This window comes from Nocardia veterana NBRC 100344, from assembly GCF_000308855.1.
Classification (GTDB): domain Bacteria; phylum Actinomycetota; class Actinomycetes; order Mycobacteriales; family Mycobacteriaceae; genus Nocardia; species Nocardia veterana.
The window spans coordinates 83,452-97,969 of record NZ_BAGM01000126.1 but is presented as its reverse complement, the minus strand read 5'-3'; the positions used below and the strand labels follow the sequence as shown (position 1 = coordinate 97,969).

The 14,518-nt window shown below is 69.4% G+C and carries 13 protein-coding genes; 6 read left to right on the top strand and 7 right to left on the bottom strand.

Annotation, left to right across the window (positions count from 1 at the left end; genetic code table 11):
- The coding region (locus ON37_RS24670) for a hypothetical protein (RefSeq protein WP_040722673.1) at positions 1-1,269 on the bottom strand (1,269 nt) is incomplete at its 3' end.
- A gap of 123 nt (positions 1,270-1,392) precedes the next feature.
- Here ON37_RS24670 and ON37_RS24665 point away from each other — a divergent pair.
- On the top strand, positions 1,393-1,851 hold the full coding sequence (locus tag ON37_RS24665; protein WP_040722696.1) for a DUF3151 domain-containing protein: 459 nt from the start codon (positions 1,393-1,395) through the stop codon (positions 1,849-1,851).
- 71 nt (positions 1,852-1,922) lie between these two features.
- On the top strand, positions 1,923-3,017 hold the full coding sequence (locus ON37_RS24660) for an FUSC family protein (RefSeq protein ID WP_051031999.1): 1,095 nt from the start codon (positions 1,923-1,925) through the stop codon (positions 3,015-3,017).
- Positions 3,018-3,385: 368 nt separating this feature from the next.
- Here the strand turns inward: ON37_RS24660 and ON37_RS24655 are convergent, their stop codons facing one another.
- Together ON37_RS24655 and ON37_RS24650 are read right to left on the bottom strand one after the other, a co-directional pair.
- Positions 3,386-4,171, bottom strand: a complete 786-nt coding sequence (locus tag ON37_RS24655; protein ID WP_040722672.1) for a site-2 protease family protein — start codon at positions 4,169-4,171, stop codon at positions 3,386-3,388.
- A complete protein-coding gene (locus tag ON37_RS24650) occupies positions 4,168-4,827 on the bottom strand; it encodes a hypothetical protein (protein ID WP_040722671.1) in 660 nt (219 codons plus the stop codon). The genes ON37_RS24655 and ON37_RS24650 overlap by 4 nt, the downstream gene beginning before the upstream one ends.
- Before the next feature lie 308 nt (positions 4,828-5,135).
- Here ON37_RS24650 and ON37_RS24645 point away from each other — a divergent pair, with 308 nt between their 5' ends.
- Positions 5,136-6,425 (top strand): adenylosuccinate synthase, encoded by a 1,290-nt coding sequence (locus ON37_RS24645; RefSeq protein ID WP_040722670.1) that lies wholly within the window; start codon positions 5,136-5,138, stop codon positions 6,423-6,425.
- Between the two features lie 87 nt (positions 6,426-6,512).
- Here ON37_RS24645 and yczR read toward each other — a convergent pair whose 3' ends face one another.
- Positions 6,513-8,003, bottom strand: a complete 1,491-nt coding sequence (gene yczR, locus ON37_RS24640) for a MocR-like transcription factor YczR (protein WP_040722669.1) — start codon at positions 8,001-8,003, stop codon at positions 6,513-6,515.
- Positions 8,004-8,064: 61 nt separating this feature from the next.
- On the opposite strand from yczR, the gene ON37_RS24635 reads away from it, so the two are divergent.
- Both ON37_RS24635 and ON37_RS24630 read left to right on the top strand, forming a co-directional pair.
- Positions 8,065-8,313 carry a hypothetical protein gene (locus ON37_RS24635; protein ID WP_040722667.1) on the top strand — a complete coding sequence of 83 codons (249 nt, stop codon included), beginning with the start codon at positions 8,065-8,067 and terminating at the stop codon, positions 8,311-8,313.
- Positions 8,314-8,424: 111 nt separating this feature from the next.
- Complete coding sequence (locus ON37_RS24630) at positions 8,425-9,030, top strand: methylated-DNA--[protein]-cysteine S-methyltransferase (protein ID WP_040722694.1); 606 nt, start codon at positions 8,425-8,427, stop codon at positions 9,028-9,030.
- Between the two features lie 31 nt (positions 9,031-9,061).
- Here ON37_RS24630 and ON37_RS24625 read toward each other — a convergent pair whose 3' ends face one another.
- Both ON37_RS24625 and ON37_RS24620 read right to left on the bottom strand, forming a co-directional pair.
- Entirely contained in the window at positions 9,062-9,523 is a 462-nt protein-coding gene (locus ON37_RS24625) for a hypothetical protein (RefSeq protein ID WP_157171573.1), read from the bottom strand.
- Between the two features lie 83 nt (positions 9,524-9,606).
- Positions 9,607-10,488 (bottom strand): LysR family transcriptional regulator, encoded by an 882-nt coding sequence (locus ON37_RS24620; RefSeq protein ID WP_051031998.1) that lies wholly within the window; start codon positions 10,486-10,488, stop codon positions 9,607-9,609.
- A 110-nt stretch (positions 10,489-10,598) separates the two neighbouring features.
- Here ON37_RS24620 and ON37_RS31165 point away from each other — a divergent pair, with 110 nt between their 5' ends.
- The gene (locus ON37_RS31165) at positions 10,599-11,573 is read left to right on the top strand and encodes an alcohol dehydrogenase catalytic domain-containing protein (RefSeq protein WP_051031997.1); all 975 of its coding nucleotides are present in this window, start codon (positions 10,599-10,601) and stop codon (positions 11,571-11,573) included.
- A gap of 10 nt (positions 11,574-11,583) precedes the next feature.
- Here ON37_RS31165 and ON37_RS24610 read toward each other — a convergent pair whose 3' ends face one another.
- Positions 11,584-14,196: a LuxR family transcriptional regulator gene (locus ON37_RS24610; protein ID WP_040722665.1), complete on the bottom strand. Its 2,613-nt coding sequence runs from the start codon at positions 14,194-14,196 to the stop codon at positions 11,584-11,586.
- Between the last annotated feature and the right edge of the window lie 322 nt (positions 14,197-14,518).

Genomic DNA, 14,518 nt, shown 5'->3' with positions numbered 1-14,518 from the left:
GCCCTGTCCCGGCCCACCGGAACCCTGCTGACCGGGGGCCTTCGGTCCCGCCGCACCGGCGGCAGCTCCCGCCGCCGCGGCTCCGGCCGCCGTACCCGGCCCGCCCCGGCCGCCGGACGCATTCGGCCCGCCCGGACCCTGCTGTCCCGGGGCCGCGCGGAGTTTTTCGGTCGCGGCCGGATCGGGTTTCTGGATCGGCAGCACCGTGGTCGCGTCGTCGGACGGGTTGGACACCGACGGCACATGCTGCGGCGCTTCCGATTTCGCGTCGGACTTCGCGCCCGTGCCGCTCTCGGCGCCGGACTGCGGTTTCGATCCGGATCCGGTCGGCGAAACCTTCGGCAGCGCAACCGTTTTCGTCTCGTCTCCGCCGCGCACCGGGGCTGCGGCGCCACTCGGTGCGGGGCTCGACGCGTCCTGGGAGCCGCTCGGTTCCTGCTGCGCCGCAGTACCGGCCGGGGCGCCGGTCGCCGCAGTGGTTGCGGAATCGGCCGAGTCCGAGGTCGTGGCGTCGTTCGCCACCGTGGGGGATCCGGTTGATTTCGCACCCGCCGGGGAGTCGGGTGAGGAGGCCTCCCCGCCGGTGGTTTTCTGCCCGGCGGCCGCCGCACGACCCGGATCCGCCGACCGCTCGGTGCCGCTCGGCTCCGCGCCCTCCGCAGCTTCGGTGGGGTTTCGGCGTGCTTCTGCGGTGTCCGTCGTGCCCCGGACCGCCGTGGCCTCGTCGGCCGGCCGATTCTCCGCGTCGGCTGCGCCTGCCTTGCCGGAGCCGGTGGCATCCGGTGCCTTCGCCGCGCCCGACTTCGCGTCCTCGGCCCGCGAACCCGGTCCGCTGTCCTGGGACTTGGGAATGGCGACCGTTTCCGCATCTGCCGGCCCGGCCGGCGTGGGGCTACCCGAGCTCGGGTCGCCTTCGGTGCGCGCGTCCTGGCCGCCGGAACGGCCGGACTCGGCGGAGTTGCCGGAAGCCGCGGCCGAGCCGGATTGCTGCGCAGCGACTTTCGCGTCGGTGCGGATGATCTGGGTCTGCGCCGATGGTGACGGCATCGGAGTGGTCGGGGCGGCGGCGCCGGGAAGTTGATCGCGGGAGATCCGCTGGGTCTGCCCGGCATCGGAACCACCGGAAGGGGCCGGCCCGCTGCCGGGAGCCGGTCCGCCGGGGCGGCCAGGATTCGCCGGGCGGCCGGGACCCGCACCGGGGGCAGCCTGACGCGGACGGTCGCCGGAGGCGCCCGGATGCGGCTTCTGGTCGTCGTTCGGGTCGGACACGCGCTACCCCTTGCTCAGTATCAGCTGTCGGTCGTCAACTGTTGGTCTCCGGCGGCCAGCCTAATGGGGTATGGCCCGGAGGAGGCAGCGGACGCGTAAGCAAAGGGGTGCACAATGAAGCCCATGACCTCCTTCGGCGATCTACTCGGACCGCAGCCGGTTTTGCTTCCCGAAAACGCGGAGGCCGAACAGGCCTTGCTGGACAATCAGGACCCGGTGCAGGTCGCTGCCGCGCATCCGACGGCGTCGGTGGCCTGGGCGCAGCTGGCCGAGGATGCCCTCGAGCGGGCGGGCATCGACGCGTCGAGCGAGGGTGCGGCCGAGGTGAACCTGGATGTGGTGGCCGCCTACGCGTTCGCCCGCACCGGCTACCACCGCGGCCTGGACCTGTTGCGCCGCAACGGGTGGAAGGGATTCGGCCCGGTGCCGTGGAGCCACGAGCCCAACCAGGGTTTCCTGCGCAGCGTCGGAGCGTTGGCCCGCGCCGCGCAGGCGATCGGTGAGAACGACGAATACGCCCGCTGCCTGGATCTGCTCGAGGATTGCGATCCCCGCGCCGCCGGCGAACTCGGTCTGGACTGAGTCTGGCCGGCACGGAACGGTTCGCCACCGCCATCACCGTCGATGCGGTTCGCGACAGCGGTAAACAGCGCATGCGCAACGGCTGGCTGCGCCTGCGCCGGTCCGCGCTCCCGATCTTCCAGTGTGCGGTGGGTGCGGCTCTGTCCTGGTTCATCGCCCACCGGCTGGTGGGTCATCCCCAGCCGTTCTTCGCGCCGATGGCCGCGGTCATCTCGATCGGGGTGTCGTTCGGAGCTCGGTTGCGCCGGTCGGTGGAATTGGTCGGCGGCGTGGCCGTCGGCATCGGCATCGGTGACTTCTTCATCGGCCGGGTGGGCACCGGGCCGTGGCAGATCGCCCTGGTGGTCGGCGTGGCGATGGCGATCGCGGTCTTCCTCGATCGCGGGGCGGTCATCCCCATGCAGGCCGCCAGTTCGGCGGTTCTGGTCGCGACCCTGATGCCGCCGCACACCGGTGGCGGCCTCAATCGGATGGTCGACGCGTTGGTCGGCGGTCTGGTCGGCGTCGTGGTGGTCGCCGCGATCCCGCTGCATCCGGTTCGGCGCGCGCGTCAGCAGGCCGCCGATATTCTGGGTGTGCTGGCCGCCGCGTTGACCCGGTGCGCGGACGGACTGCTCGAGCAGGACGCGGAAAAGGTCCGGGCCGCACTGCAATCCGTGCGGGGCACGCAACCGCAGATCGACGGATTGCGCAGCGCGGTGGAGGGTGGTCGTGAGGTCAGCCGCATTTCGCCGCTGTACTGGAATTCGCGTCCCCGGCTCGAGGCGATCCGGGCCGCGGTCGATCCGCTCGACAACGCCGTGCGCAACACCCGTGTGCTGCTGCGACGTGCCCTGACACTGGTGCGTGACGACGAAATCCTCGACCCGCGCATGATCGCCGAGGTCGAGGATTTGGGCAAGGCGGTGGAGGTGGTACGCCGCTATATGGTCGCCGAGCCGGGGGAACAACCGGATGCCGCCGAGGCGACGCGGGTACTGCGGCGGGTCGCGAAGGGCGCCACCAAGGATCTGGTCGAGGGCGCGGGCCTGTCGGCGCATGTGGTCTTCGCCCAATTGCGCTCCATCGTGGTCGATCTGATGCAGGTGTGCGGCGTGAAGCGACTGTCGGCGATCGCACTCCTGCCGCCGACGGTGCGGCATCCCTACGTGACTCCGGAGGAGTGAGGGCCGGATCCGCCCGTGGCCGTATGTGTTCCGCCGCCGCCGGCTGCGTACAGGTCGAATCAGGCTGCGTCACAGGCCCGTTGCAGTAGCCCGGGAGCGAAGCGCGGGAGCCCGTGCGCCGGTGCGCGTGCACGGCCCGCGCGATCGGGTAGTGCACTACTCGTGCCGCGCGGCCTTCCGGCTCGTAACTTTTGTGGTGACCGCGTCGACGAGGGGTGGCGCGGTCGGAGATCTTCGCGACGGGTGCGACGTGCGGCCGATTGGTGTGCGGCCGACCGGGTAGGGGGCGGGCGCTCCGTCGCGAAGAGGGCCGCCCGGTTCCTGTTCGCCGGCGAATCGAACGGAACTCGGGCGTGCCCGCCGAATTCTCAGGTCCAGAATCGGGTCAGATAACTGCCCATCGCCGCCCAACTCGACGGCACTCCGGACAATTCGAAGACCCAGTACACCGCATCGAAGAAGACGCGATTCAATTCCGGCACCCACAGAATCGCCAGCAACAGCAGCAATCCGAACGGCTTGACCTGATCCAGCGATCGGCGGGTCTGATAGCTCAGCGAGGGCTCCACGATCGCGTATCCATCGGTGCCCGGAATCGGGAGCAGATTGAGGATCGTCGCGGTGATCTGCAGAAATGCCAGGAAGCTCAGTCCGAACCAGAACGCCGCGTGGGTGTGGGTGGAACCCCAGAACCGGACGATCACCAGCAGCACCACCGCACAGGCGGCATTGACCGCCGGACCGGCCGCGCTGATCGAGCGCTGGGTGCGGGCCGAGAAATTGTGCGTGTTCAGATAGACCGCGCCGCCGGGTAGGGCGAATCCGCCCAGTGCGATGAACAGAATCGGCAAGCCGATCGACAGCAGCGGGTGGCTGTACTTCACCGGATTCAAGGTCAGATATCCGCGCATCTGCACCTCGTGGTCCCCGGCCCGCCACGCGGTATAGGCATGACCGAATTCGTGCAGGCAGACACTCAGGATCCAGCCCGCCACGACGAAGACGAAAACGCCCGCCTTGGCGCGGGTGGAGAGCGGATCGGCGTCCCAGGCCAGCGCGGCGCCGAGGGCCGTGATCACCACGATGAGCAGGAACACCGGGCTCGGCCGCACGGCCCGGCGCCGGTCCCACGCGCCGGTGCGATCGTTGATCATCGCACCAGCAACCAGGGCTCGTGATGCCGATAGAAACTCGAGCGCGGCACGGTGCGGTCGGTCGCGATCCCGTCGCGCGTCACCACCGCACCCGGCGATCCGAGTTGCACGGCGCGTCCGGCCACCCACCGCTTCTTACCCCAGCCGCGCTGCACCGTCGCGCGCACGCCGGGCATTTCCAGCGTCGGCGAAACATGAAGTGCCGCAACCTTTCCGGTGAACAGGCGGACCTCGTCGACGTAGGCCTCGCCCTCGAGCTTGCCGCCCTCACGTCCGGTGATCGTGGCCCGGCCGACCAGAACGGTGCCGGTGTCGTCGCGGATCAGCGGCGTCTCTTCGGCGCGGCCCTCGAGGGCGCGCTTGGCGGCGTGCGATCCGGTGCCGGTCTGATATGCGCGCGAACCGTAGGTGCGATCCACCGGCACATAGCCGATTTCGACCCCGAGCCGCTCGGTGCGCAGCAGATGGGTGAGGACCGCGGCCAGACCCGCATCCTCGCCGAGCACGATCAGCCGCGGCTGGTTGTCGGCGGCCAGCACCGGAAGCAGTTCATCCAGTTCGGCGGTGTCCGGAATCGCCGTGGTCTGGGTGGTCGGCAGCGACGCGAGCGCGATGGGCACGGGGGCGCCGTTGCAGCGGAGAACATGAGTACTCAACTGCCGAACACCCTCCTCGGACCTGTCAACTCCATCGCCCTCGCTGCGTTTCGGGCGCACCCCTGCCGGGACGCCTCCGCAGGCCACTGTAATCGGCTCGGGCGCTCGGCGCGCCCTCCGCCGTCCGGGCATCCCGGTGGCATCCACTAGACTGACCTCCCGGCCACCGCCACTCGAGGCGAGCGACCGGCCCGGAGGAGGTAGCCTGCGTGACCCCCGTAGGCCCCGGGAGCGTCGTCGTAGAGCTCGGAAACGGCAGGTAGCTGCAGCGTCGCCGATGCTGCGTGTCGAAACCGTAGGAGACTCCCATGCCGGCAATCGTGCTGATCGGCGCCCAGTGGGGCGACGAGGGTAAGGGCAAGGCCACCGACCTGCTCGGCGGCCGTGTCCAATGGGTGGTCCGCTACCAGGGTGGTAACAACGCAGGTCACACCGTTGTGCTGCCGAACGGGGACAACTTCGCGCTGCATCTGATCCCGTCCGGCATCCTGACCCCCGGGGTCACCAATGTGATCGGCAACGGCGTGGTCGTCGATCCGGGCGTGCTGCTCGACGAACTCGCCGGCCTGGAAGAGCGCGGTGTCGACACCTCCCGGCTGCTGCTGTCGGCCGACGCGCACCTGGTCATGCCCTATCACGTGGCCATCGATAAGGTCACCGAACGCTTCCTCGGCAACAAGAAGATCGGTACCACCGGCCGCGGTATCGGCCCGTGCTACCAGGACAAGGTCGCCCGGGTGGGCGTGCGGGTCGCCGACGTGCTGGACGAGAAGATCCTCACCCAGAAGGTCGAGGCCGCACTGGAATTCAAGAACCAGGTGCTGGTCAAGATCTACAACCGCCGTGCGCTGGACCCGCAGCAGGTGGTCGACGAGGTGCTGGAACAGGCCGAGGGCTTCAAACACCGGATCAGCGACACCCGGCTGCTGCTCAACCGCGCGCTCGAAGAGGGCGAGACGGTTCTGCTCGAGGGTTCGCAGGGCACCCTCCTCGACGTCGACCACGGCACGTATCCGTATGTGACGTCGTCGAATCCGACTTCCGGGGGCGCGGCGGTCGGCGCCGGCGTGGGACCCAACAAGATCACGACGGTGCTCGGCATCCTCAAGGCCTACACCACGCGGGTCGGCTCCGGACCGTTCCCGACCGAGCTGTTCGACCAGTCGGGCGAATATCTGGCCAAGACCGGCGGCGAGGTGGGCGTCACCACCGGCCGCGCCCGGCGGACCGGCTGGTTCGACGCGGTCATCGCCCGCTACGCCACTCGCGTCAACGGCATCACCGACTACTTCCTGACCAAGCTCGACGTGCTGTCCAGCCTGGACCGGGTGCCGATCTGCGTGGCCTACGAGATCGACGGCGAGCGGGTGGAGCAGATGCCCACCACGCAAACCGAATTCCACCACGCCAAGCCGATCTACGAGGAGATGCCCGGTTGGTGGGAGGACATCTCCGGCGCCCGCACCTTCGACGATCTCCCCGCCAACGCGCGTGCGTACGTGGAACGGCTGGAGGAACTTTCGGGCGCCCGGGTGTCCTGCATCGGCGTCGGCCCCGGCCGGGACGAGACCATCGTCCGGCACGATATCCTGAGTTGAGGCTCTAACCGGGAACTATTCGCGCAAACCTCCGGCGAAAGCGGGAAACCCGGAAATCGTCGCGAGGTTCGCACGAAGAATTCGGGCTCAGTAGCAGGTGAGTGGGCCGAGTGGATCGGTGGCGTGCGGGGTGAGCGACGCGTAGGTGGCCGCGATCGACTTCACCGCTATCCGGAGGTCTGATTCGGTGTGCGTGAACGGAATCCGGAGGAAGCGCTCGTAGGCTCCCTGGACGCCGAAGCGAGGACCCGCGGCGAGCAGAACGCCGTGATTGGGCGCGGTGGCGGCGAGGGCGGTGGAGACCGGGGCCGGCAGCTGCACCCAGATCGACATGCCGCCGCAGCCGGGGCTCGCCTGCCAGTCCGGAAGCTCGTCGCTCAGCGCTTCCAACAGCGCCGCACGCCGGCTGCGCAGCTGGTCCCGGCGTTGTTCGAGTATGGCGTCGGCATGTTCGAGCAGATAGCCGGTGGCCAGCTGGTCCATTACCGGGGTGCCGAGGTCGACCGTGGAGCGGGTGCCGAGGAGTTTGGCGATCAAGGACTGGTTGGCGCGAATCCAGCCGACCCGCAGGCCGCCCCAGAACGACTTGGAAGCCGAACCGATCGTCACGATTTCCGAACCGCGGGCGAAAGCCGCTGCGGGCGGCGGGGTTTCGCCCTCGAGCTGCTGATCGACCATGGATTCGTCGACGATCACGGTCATCCGGGTCTCGCGGGCGATCGCCGCCAGTTCGGCCCGGGCCTCGGCGTTCATCAGCAAGCCGGTCGGATTGTTGAAGTCCGGCACCAGATAGGCCGTGCTGGCCGCGGTCTGCCGGGCGGCACTGCGGATTCCGTCCAGATCCCAGGCGGCCTCGGGCTGCTCCGGCCGCAGCGGCACCGGCACCGGGCGGGCGCCCACATCGCGAATCGCCTCGATGGCGTTGGGGTAGGTCGGGTGGTCGATCAGGACGCGTTCGGCGGGGGCGGTGAGCACGTTCAACAGCAGCCGAAGGCCGTGCTGCGCACCGAGGGTCACCAGAATCTGGTCCGGATCGGTCGGCAGGCCGCGGGCGGTGTAGCGGCGGGCCAGCATCTCGCGCAGCGGGAGCACGCCCACCGGATCCATGCCGTGGGTGCCCAGATAGAGCGGAAGGCCTTGCAGCGCAGCGGAATAAGCATCGCTCATTTGCGGCGGGGCGGACATCGCGGCATAGGTGAGGTCGATGGTGGGCTGCGCGGTCGGCGACATCACGGCCAGGATGCTGCGGGCCGGTTTGGTCCCGTCGTGGGCGACGTCCGAGGGCAGGGCGACGGTACTGCGGGACCCCTGCCGGCTGATCAGGTAGCCGTGTTCGCGCAACAGCGCATACGCCGAGGTGACGGTGGTGCGGCTGACACCGAGTGCGGCCGCCAGATCGCGTTCGCTCGGCAACGCGATGCCCAGCGGCGCCCGTCCGTCGTGGATCAGCAGGCGAATACTCTCGGCGAGCGCCAGATAGGCCGGGCGCGCACCGCGCCGGGTCGTGCCCGGTTCCTCCTGCCGCCACCGGCCCAGATCACGGGTGAGGGTGGCAGCACTGATCACGCGTATCGCCATAAAGGCCAGTATCCGGGCAGTGGCTATTTGATTCAAGTCCAGCTGGCGGCAGGGTGAGGGTATGTTCTCCGGTCTCGCCGCTCTGCTGATCGCCGCGGTCGTTCTCGTGGCCGCCCACCGCTACGCCACCGGACCGGGTCGGCACGTTGTCGCCCGGTTCGAACGGTATCGGCCGCACGCTCCGATGGCGGATTGGGCCGCCCCGGCGGCGAAGTCGCCCGCGCCGCGGCATCGCGCTCTCGGGGTGCTGCGCCGGCGGTCGGTCTGTGTGGTGCGCGACCGGTCCGGGATGCGGCCGACGCTGCCGTGAGTCGGCCCCTGCCGTGAGTCGCCGCGACACAGGCCAGTTTTGGTCAACTGGACTGCTGTGAGCGGACATGTCGGACCCACGGTGCACACTGGGGGTATGTCTGTGGGCGAAATGTCCTCGGTAGCGGTAGCCGAATTCGATACCGCGATCGGTCTGTGCGCCGTGGCCTGGACCGACGCGGGGGTTGTGCAGTTCCGGCTGCCGGCGGTCGGGCGACAGCCCGGCGGCGAGTCCGGTGGTGACGAGTCGGGTCGCGACGGGACCGGCGGGCGGGATCTGCCGGCGCTTCGGCGCGGCTCGGGTTCCGTTCCGGCCGAACGGATTCGCTACGTGGAGCCGTCGGGTGTGATGGCCGACGCGGTGACCGCGATTCGCGCGCACCTGACCGGCACGCTCGACGATCTCCGCTGGATCCCGGTGGACTATCGTGCGCAGCCGGAATTCCATCGGGCGGTGTACGACATCACGCGGGCCATCGATCCCGGGCATACGCTCACCTACGGCGAGGTCGCCGCCCGCGCCGGAGCGCCGGGGGCCGCGCAAGCGGTCGGGCAGGCGTTGGGCCGCAATCCGATACCGCTCATCGTCCCGTGCCATCGGGTGCTGGCCGCCGATCACGGCCTGCACGGCTTCTCCGCACCGGGTGGGATCGCGACGAAGGCACGCCTGCTCGAGATCGAACGCACCTCCGGCTTCGGCGAGCCGACGCTGTTCTGACCGGACGCTGTTCCGATCGCTCCTGCGCCGGTTACTTGTGCTCGGCGTTCGGCGCGAGCGCCCCTTCGAGCCCCTCGGTGGCCCGATTGACCCCGTCGACCACGGCATCCGGGACGACCTCCGGTACCGGAGCGGAGAATTCACCGATCCGCACCTCGCGGGGTGCGGGCGGCTGCTCCTTCGGCTGCTCCGGTTTCGGCGCCGAATGCGGTGCCGACCGCGGCGCCGGTGCCTGTTGTGGTGTCGCCGAACGCAATTCGGCGGGCTCGTCCGACTGCGCCGGCGCGTCCGGGGTCGTCACGCCGGGCTGGACCGGGCCGACCGCACCCGCCGCACCGGCGAAGCCGAGCGCCAACGCCATCGGCACCGCGGCCATCGCGACTCGAATCCCCGTCATCAGATACCGATTTCGACGGATCACGCCGAGCACCACCCTCGTCGACAGACTGCCTGAACCGGCGACCCATGCCGCCGCCAGCATCGTAAACGACATCGAGGCTCCATCGCAGCGCCGAAGTTCCGCTCCCACCGTTACCGGGACCGGCCGTCGAGCATTCAGGACGCCGCGGGCCGGCATCAGGTGAGCTGATTCGCCTCGAGGAACCGCTCGACTGCCGGGGCGGGAGTGCGGGCCCGCCAGGCCACCCAGTAGTCGACGGTCCCGGACCACCAGGGGAGCGGTTCGAAGACCAGTCCCGGAGTCGTCGTCCGAAGCGAGATCTCTTGTGCCAGGGCGCGTCCGGCGCCCGCTTCGACGAGCCCGAGGAGCGCCGAGAGCTGGGCCACCTCGTAACGAATATCCGGATGAAATCCCGCCTCCGCGCAGCGGCGCACGAAGCGGTCCCGCCAGTGTGCGTCGTCGTCTCGCGACAATGCCACCCAGGGACTGCCGTCGAGGTCTGCGGGACCGATCCTGGGTCGGTGCGCCAGCACGTCGTCGGTGGACAGGACGAGCAGCACCGGGCTGGACATCAGCTGCCGCCCGATGACACCGTCCGGCCATTCGGCGGGCGTATAGGTCAACGCGATATCGAGTTGATTATCGGCGAGCGACCGCAGCTGGGCTGCCGTGCTCGCGGCGACCAGGTCGACGACCAGTGCGGGACTGTGCCGGCGCAGATTGCGCAGATGGGTTGCCAGTATGCCGCCGTGCAGTGCGCCGTCCACATAACCCACCCGGATGCGACCGCGCTGTCCGGCGGCGAGTTCGCCTGCGTGATGGACGAATCCGTCGATCCGCTCGAGCGCCGATCGAGCCTCCGGCACCAGCGCCGCACCGGCCTCGGTCAACCTGATGCGCTGGTTGTGTCGGATGAACAACGTCACCCCGAGTTCGGTCTCGAGTTCGCGGATGGCGCGGCTCAGCGGTGGCTGGGTGATGTGCAGGCGCTCGGCGGCGCGCGTCATGTTCTCGCAGGCCGCGACCGCGAGGAAATACCGCAGATGCCGCAACTCCATCCGATACCTCTCGAGTATCAAGTCATCCGAATCAAGTCTTGGACGCTATCACCACTGCTCGGCAGGATTGGCCCCGGAGACCTGTCGACCACTGGACGAACGGACCGACGATGCAGGCATTGATATTCGACGAACGCGGCAACCCCCTGGAGGTGCTGCGGCCGGCACAGACCACGGCGCCGCCGTGCGGACCCGGTGAGGTGCGGATTCGGGTGGCGGCCAGCGTGATCCAGCCCGCCGACGAACTGTTCGTCACCGGGGCCTACACCACGGTGCAGCCGACGTACCCGCAGGTCGCCGGCTTCGAAGGCGTCGGGGTCGTCACCGACGTCGGTCCGGGCGTCGGCGATGTTCGACCGGGCCGGCGGGTGGCATTCCGCAGTCCGGGCGCCTGGGCTCAGGTCGCCGTCGCACCCCGGGCCCGGGTCTATCCCGTGCCCATCGACCTGTCGGACCGTATTCCCGACGAGGTCGCCTGTCAGTTACCGCTGAACCCCCTGACGGCGTGGGGTCTGCTCGACGGGGTCGTGCACCGGCCGGGGATGCGGGTGCTGCTCACCGCCGGCCGCTCCGTCGTCGCGTCGATTCTCGCCGAATTGGCCACCCGGCAAGGTCTTTCGGTCGAACGCCTGATCCGGGAAGCGGACGGCTATCGGCTGATCGATCACACCGGCGCCACCATCGCACTCGGTCCGACGGTGGAGCACGCGTTGACCCGGGTCGAGCCCTATCACCTCGTGTTCGATCCGGTGGGCGGGCCCGACACCACGGTTCTCATCGCGCGCACCGTCCCGGGCGGGTACCTGGTGTCCTACGGCGTGCTGGACGATCGCCCCTTCGAGGTCACGGCGTCGACCATTCTGTACAAGTCGCTGCACTGGCAGGGATTCGCGATCAGCACGTGGCTCGATCGGGTGAGCGCGACGACGCTCGACGCGGCGACCGCGACGTGCTGGTCGGTACTGGCCGAGCGTGGCGATCTCCTGCCGATCGCCGGTCGCTACCCGCTCGCCGAATTCCGGGCGGCGCTTTCGCATGCCCGGGAGAGCGCGGGGCAGGGAAAGGTCGTGTTGGCCATGCCGTAACTCGGGCCGGTCAGCGCTGTTTGCCTCGTGGTGGCTCACCGCGCATGAGGTCGGCGAGCGCCTCGCGGTCGGTGACATCGAGCTTCGTGCACGCGCGGTAGAGGTGGCCCTCCACGGTCCGCACCGACACCGTGAGCCGGTCCGCGATCTGACGGTTGGACAGTCCCGCGACGACCAGATTGGCGATCTCGCGTTCGCGTGCCGTCAGTGGAAGCGGTTGGGCCGACTGGCGCAGCGCCGGAGTGCTGGCCCCGCCGCAGGCCGCCGCCAATCGGTTCGCGGTGGCGGCCGATTCCAGCAATCGCCGCCGATCGCCGTGCCGTTCGTGCACCGACGCCGCCTGCGCGGCGGCGTCGGCGGCCGACAGCAAGGCGCCCATCCGCTCGAATTCCGCTGCGGCGGCGTCCAATCCGGGACCGTCCTGCGATGCCACGGCCACCGCGTGCCGCGCCTGCACCTGGACGAGCGCGCCGTCGATGCGCGCGGCGATATCGGCCAATCGCCCGGCCACACTGCGGTCGCCGAAACGCGCGGCGGTGTGCAGGGCCAGCGCCTCGATCGCATGTTGGTGGGAGCGGGCGGCGGCGTCCGCGGCGCCGATGGCCAGCCGAACCGCCGGAGCCACCGTGCCCTCGGCCGCGGCCTGCCAGGCACGGGCGATCTCGAGCTGGGGTTCGTAGACCGCGCTGTGCCTTCCGCCGCGGCGCCGCGCCTCGGCGATGGTTTCGGCTGCCTCCGCGGCTCGCCCCAGCGCCGAATAGGCCTCGGCCAGACGGATTCTCGCCGGGAACATCCAGGCCGCGGCGCCCTCGGCGGTCAGCGCCGCCAAGGCCTGTTCCAGATTCTCCACACCCTCGGGGAAATGTCCCTGGGCAACATCGACGGTCCCCTGCAGGATCTTCGACAGTCCCCAGGCGAGGTACTGCCCGGGCGCGGAATAGCCGAAATACGCCGACGCGCATCGACGTGCGGCCTCGAGTTCACCGGTGAAGGTGAGCGCCAGTACCTCCGCGTGCGCGGACATGAATCGGGTCGGCCCGTCGACCTGCTCCTCGACCTGGTGGCCGCGCAGCGTGTATTCGCGCGCCGCGGCGCTGCGTCCCATCAAGGCCAAGGCCAGACCGCCGCCGAAGGAGGCCCACCACACCGCCCAGGCGGGCGCATCCGGCGTCGACATCACCTGCTCGGCATCGAGAAATGCTTGTTCCAAGCGGTTTTCGTTCACCTCGCAGGCGGAGGCCAAGCCCTGCAGCGTCAAGGCGATCTTCGGATGGCGGACCCGGGCCCGCACCAGCGCCAGCACCTCGTCGGCGCGGTCGGCATCGCCCATGGCCCACAACAGATTCGACACCCGGGTACTGCCCCAGCGGGCCAGCTGCACCTCGTTCAACTGGTCGGGATCGAAACTGGCCAGGGTTCGCTCGGCCTCGATCCGATGGCCCTGCCACAGCAGTGCCCGCGCGAGGAGATCGGCGGATTCGACGCCCCCGCGCCGCTCCACGGCGGCGCGGGCGAACCGTTCGCCGAGCGGGATATTGGCCAGTCCGATGGCATCGGCGGCGGCCGCTTCGAACAATTCCAGATCCGCGGACTTGTCACTGTCCAAAGCCAATTCGGCCAGCCGGATGCGATCGGAAGCGGAGTTGATCGGCCGCTCCCGCAAGGACGAATACAGTCGCCCACGCAGCCGGCGCGCCGACGCGATACCCAGCCGGCGCCGGATCACCTCGCCGAACAGTGGATGGTTGTAGCGGACGAGCAGTTGGTGGCCGTTCTCCACAATCCGTACCACGCCGCGGGTTTCGGCCTGTTCGACGGCATCCTCACCGGCGAGTTCGGCCAGCACGTCCAGATCGATCGGCTCGCAGAAGGTGAGCAGTTCGAGTACCCGCAGCACCGATTCCGGCAGTTGCTCGACGCGATCTTCCAGCAGGGCGGCCAGCTCCGATGTGACCGCGGCGCGGCCGCGCAACTGCCAGACCCCGTTGACCTGCCGCAGCGTCCCCGCCTCCAGCGCACCCTCGACCAGATGCCGCAGGAACAGGGCGTTGCCGCCGGAGGATTCCCACATCAGATTCGCGGTGAACCCCTCCAGCTGACCGCCGAGCATGGATTCGACCAGTTCGACGCTCTGCTGTTCGGTGAACGGCGTGAGGTCGATCCGCAGCAGATGCCCGTCCTTCCACAGCGAGGTCACCGCATCCGGCACCTGTACCCCGCTGCGGACGGTGCAGACGATCCGGGCCGCCTTGTCGATGGCCAGCTGCAACAGCAGGGTGGCCGAAAGTTGGTCGAGCAGATGGGCATCGTCCACGCCGATGATGGTCTCGCCGTCGGCCAGCAGGGCTTCGCGCGCCGCGGCCATGAACGTCACCGGATCGTGAGCGGTGTAGACGCCGACCATATGCGCGAAGACACCGAGCGGAATACTGCGCGCGGATTCGGTGCCCGCGACCCAGCGCACATTCCCGCCCACCGCGGCGGTCGCCTGCCGCGCCAGCGTCGTCTTACCCACCCCCGCGTCGCCGGTCAGGATCGCGCCGACGAATTCGGTGCCGGTCAGCGCCGCGCGAATCGACTCCGATTCGCCACCGCGCTCGATCATCGGCCAGTTCCGAGCCATGAAATTACTGTAGTGCCTTCGCGAAATTGCGTGGAACGGATGAACCGCGAACGGCCCCAGCTCTATCCAGCGGAAATGTTTGTGAGCTATGAATCGCGGCGGCGTATCGGGCGCGCGGATCGGGCGCATCCGCCGGGTCGGGCTACCGACCCGGCGGGTGGCCGCCGGACGGGTGGCCGACGGCCCGGGACGGCGGGCGGTCCGGACAGCGGTGCGCCCGCGTCGTCAGGTGCCCGCCCGAACCCGGGTGGACAGCCCGCCTACGGGCCCGGCGGGCGCGAGGCGTCGAGGGGAGAGTTGCGGGGATTACGCGAACCACAGC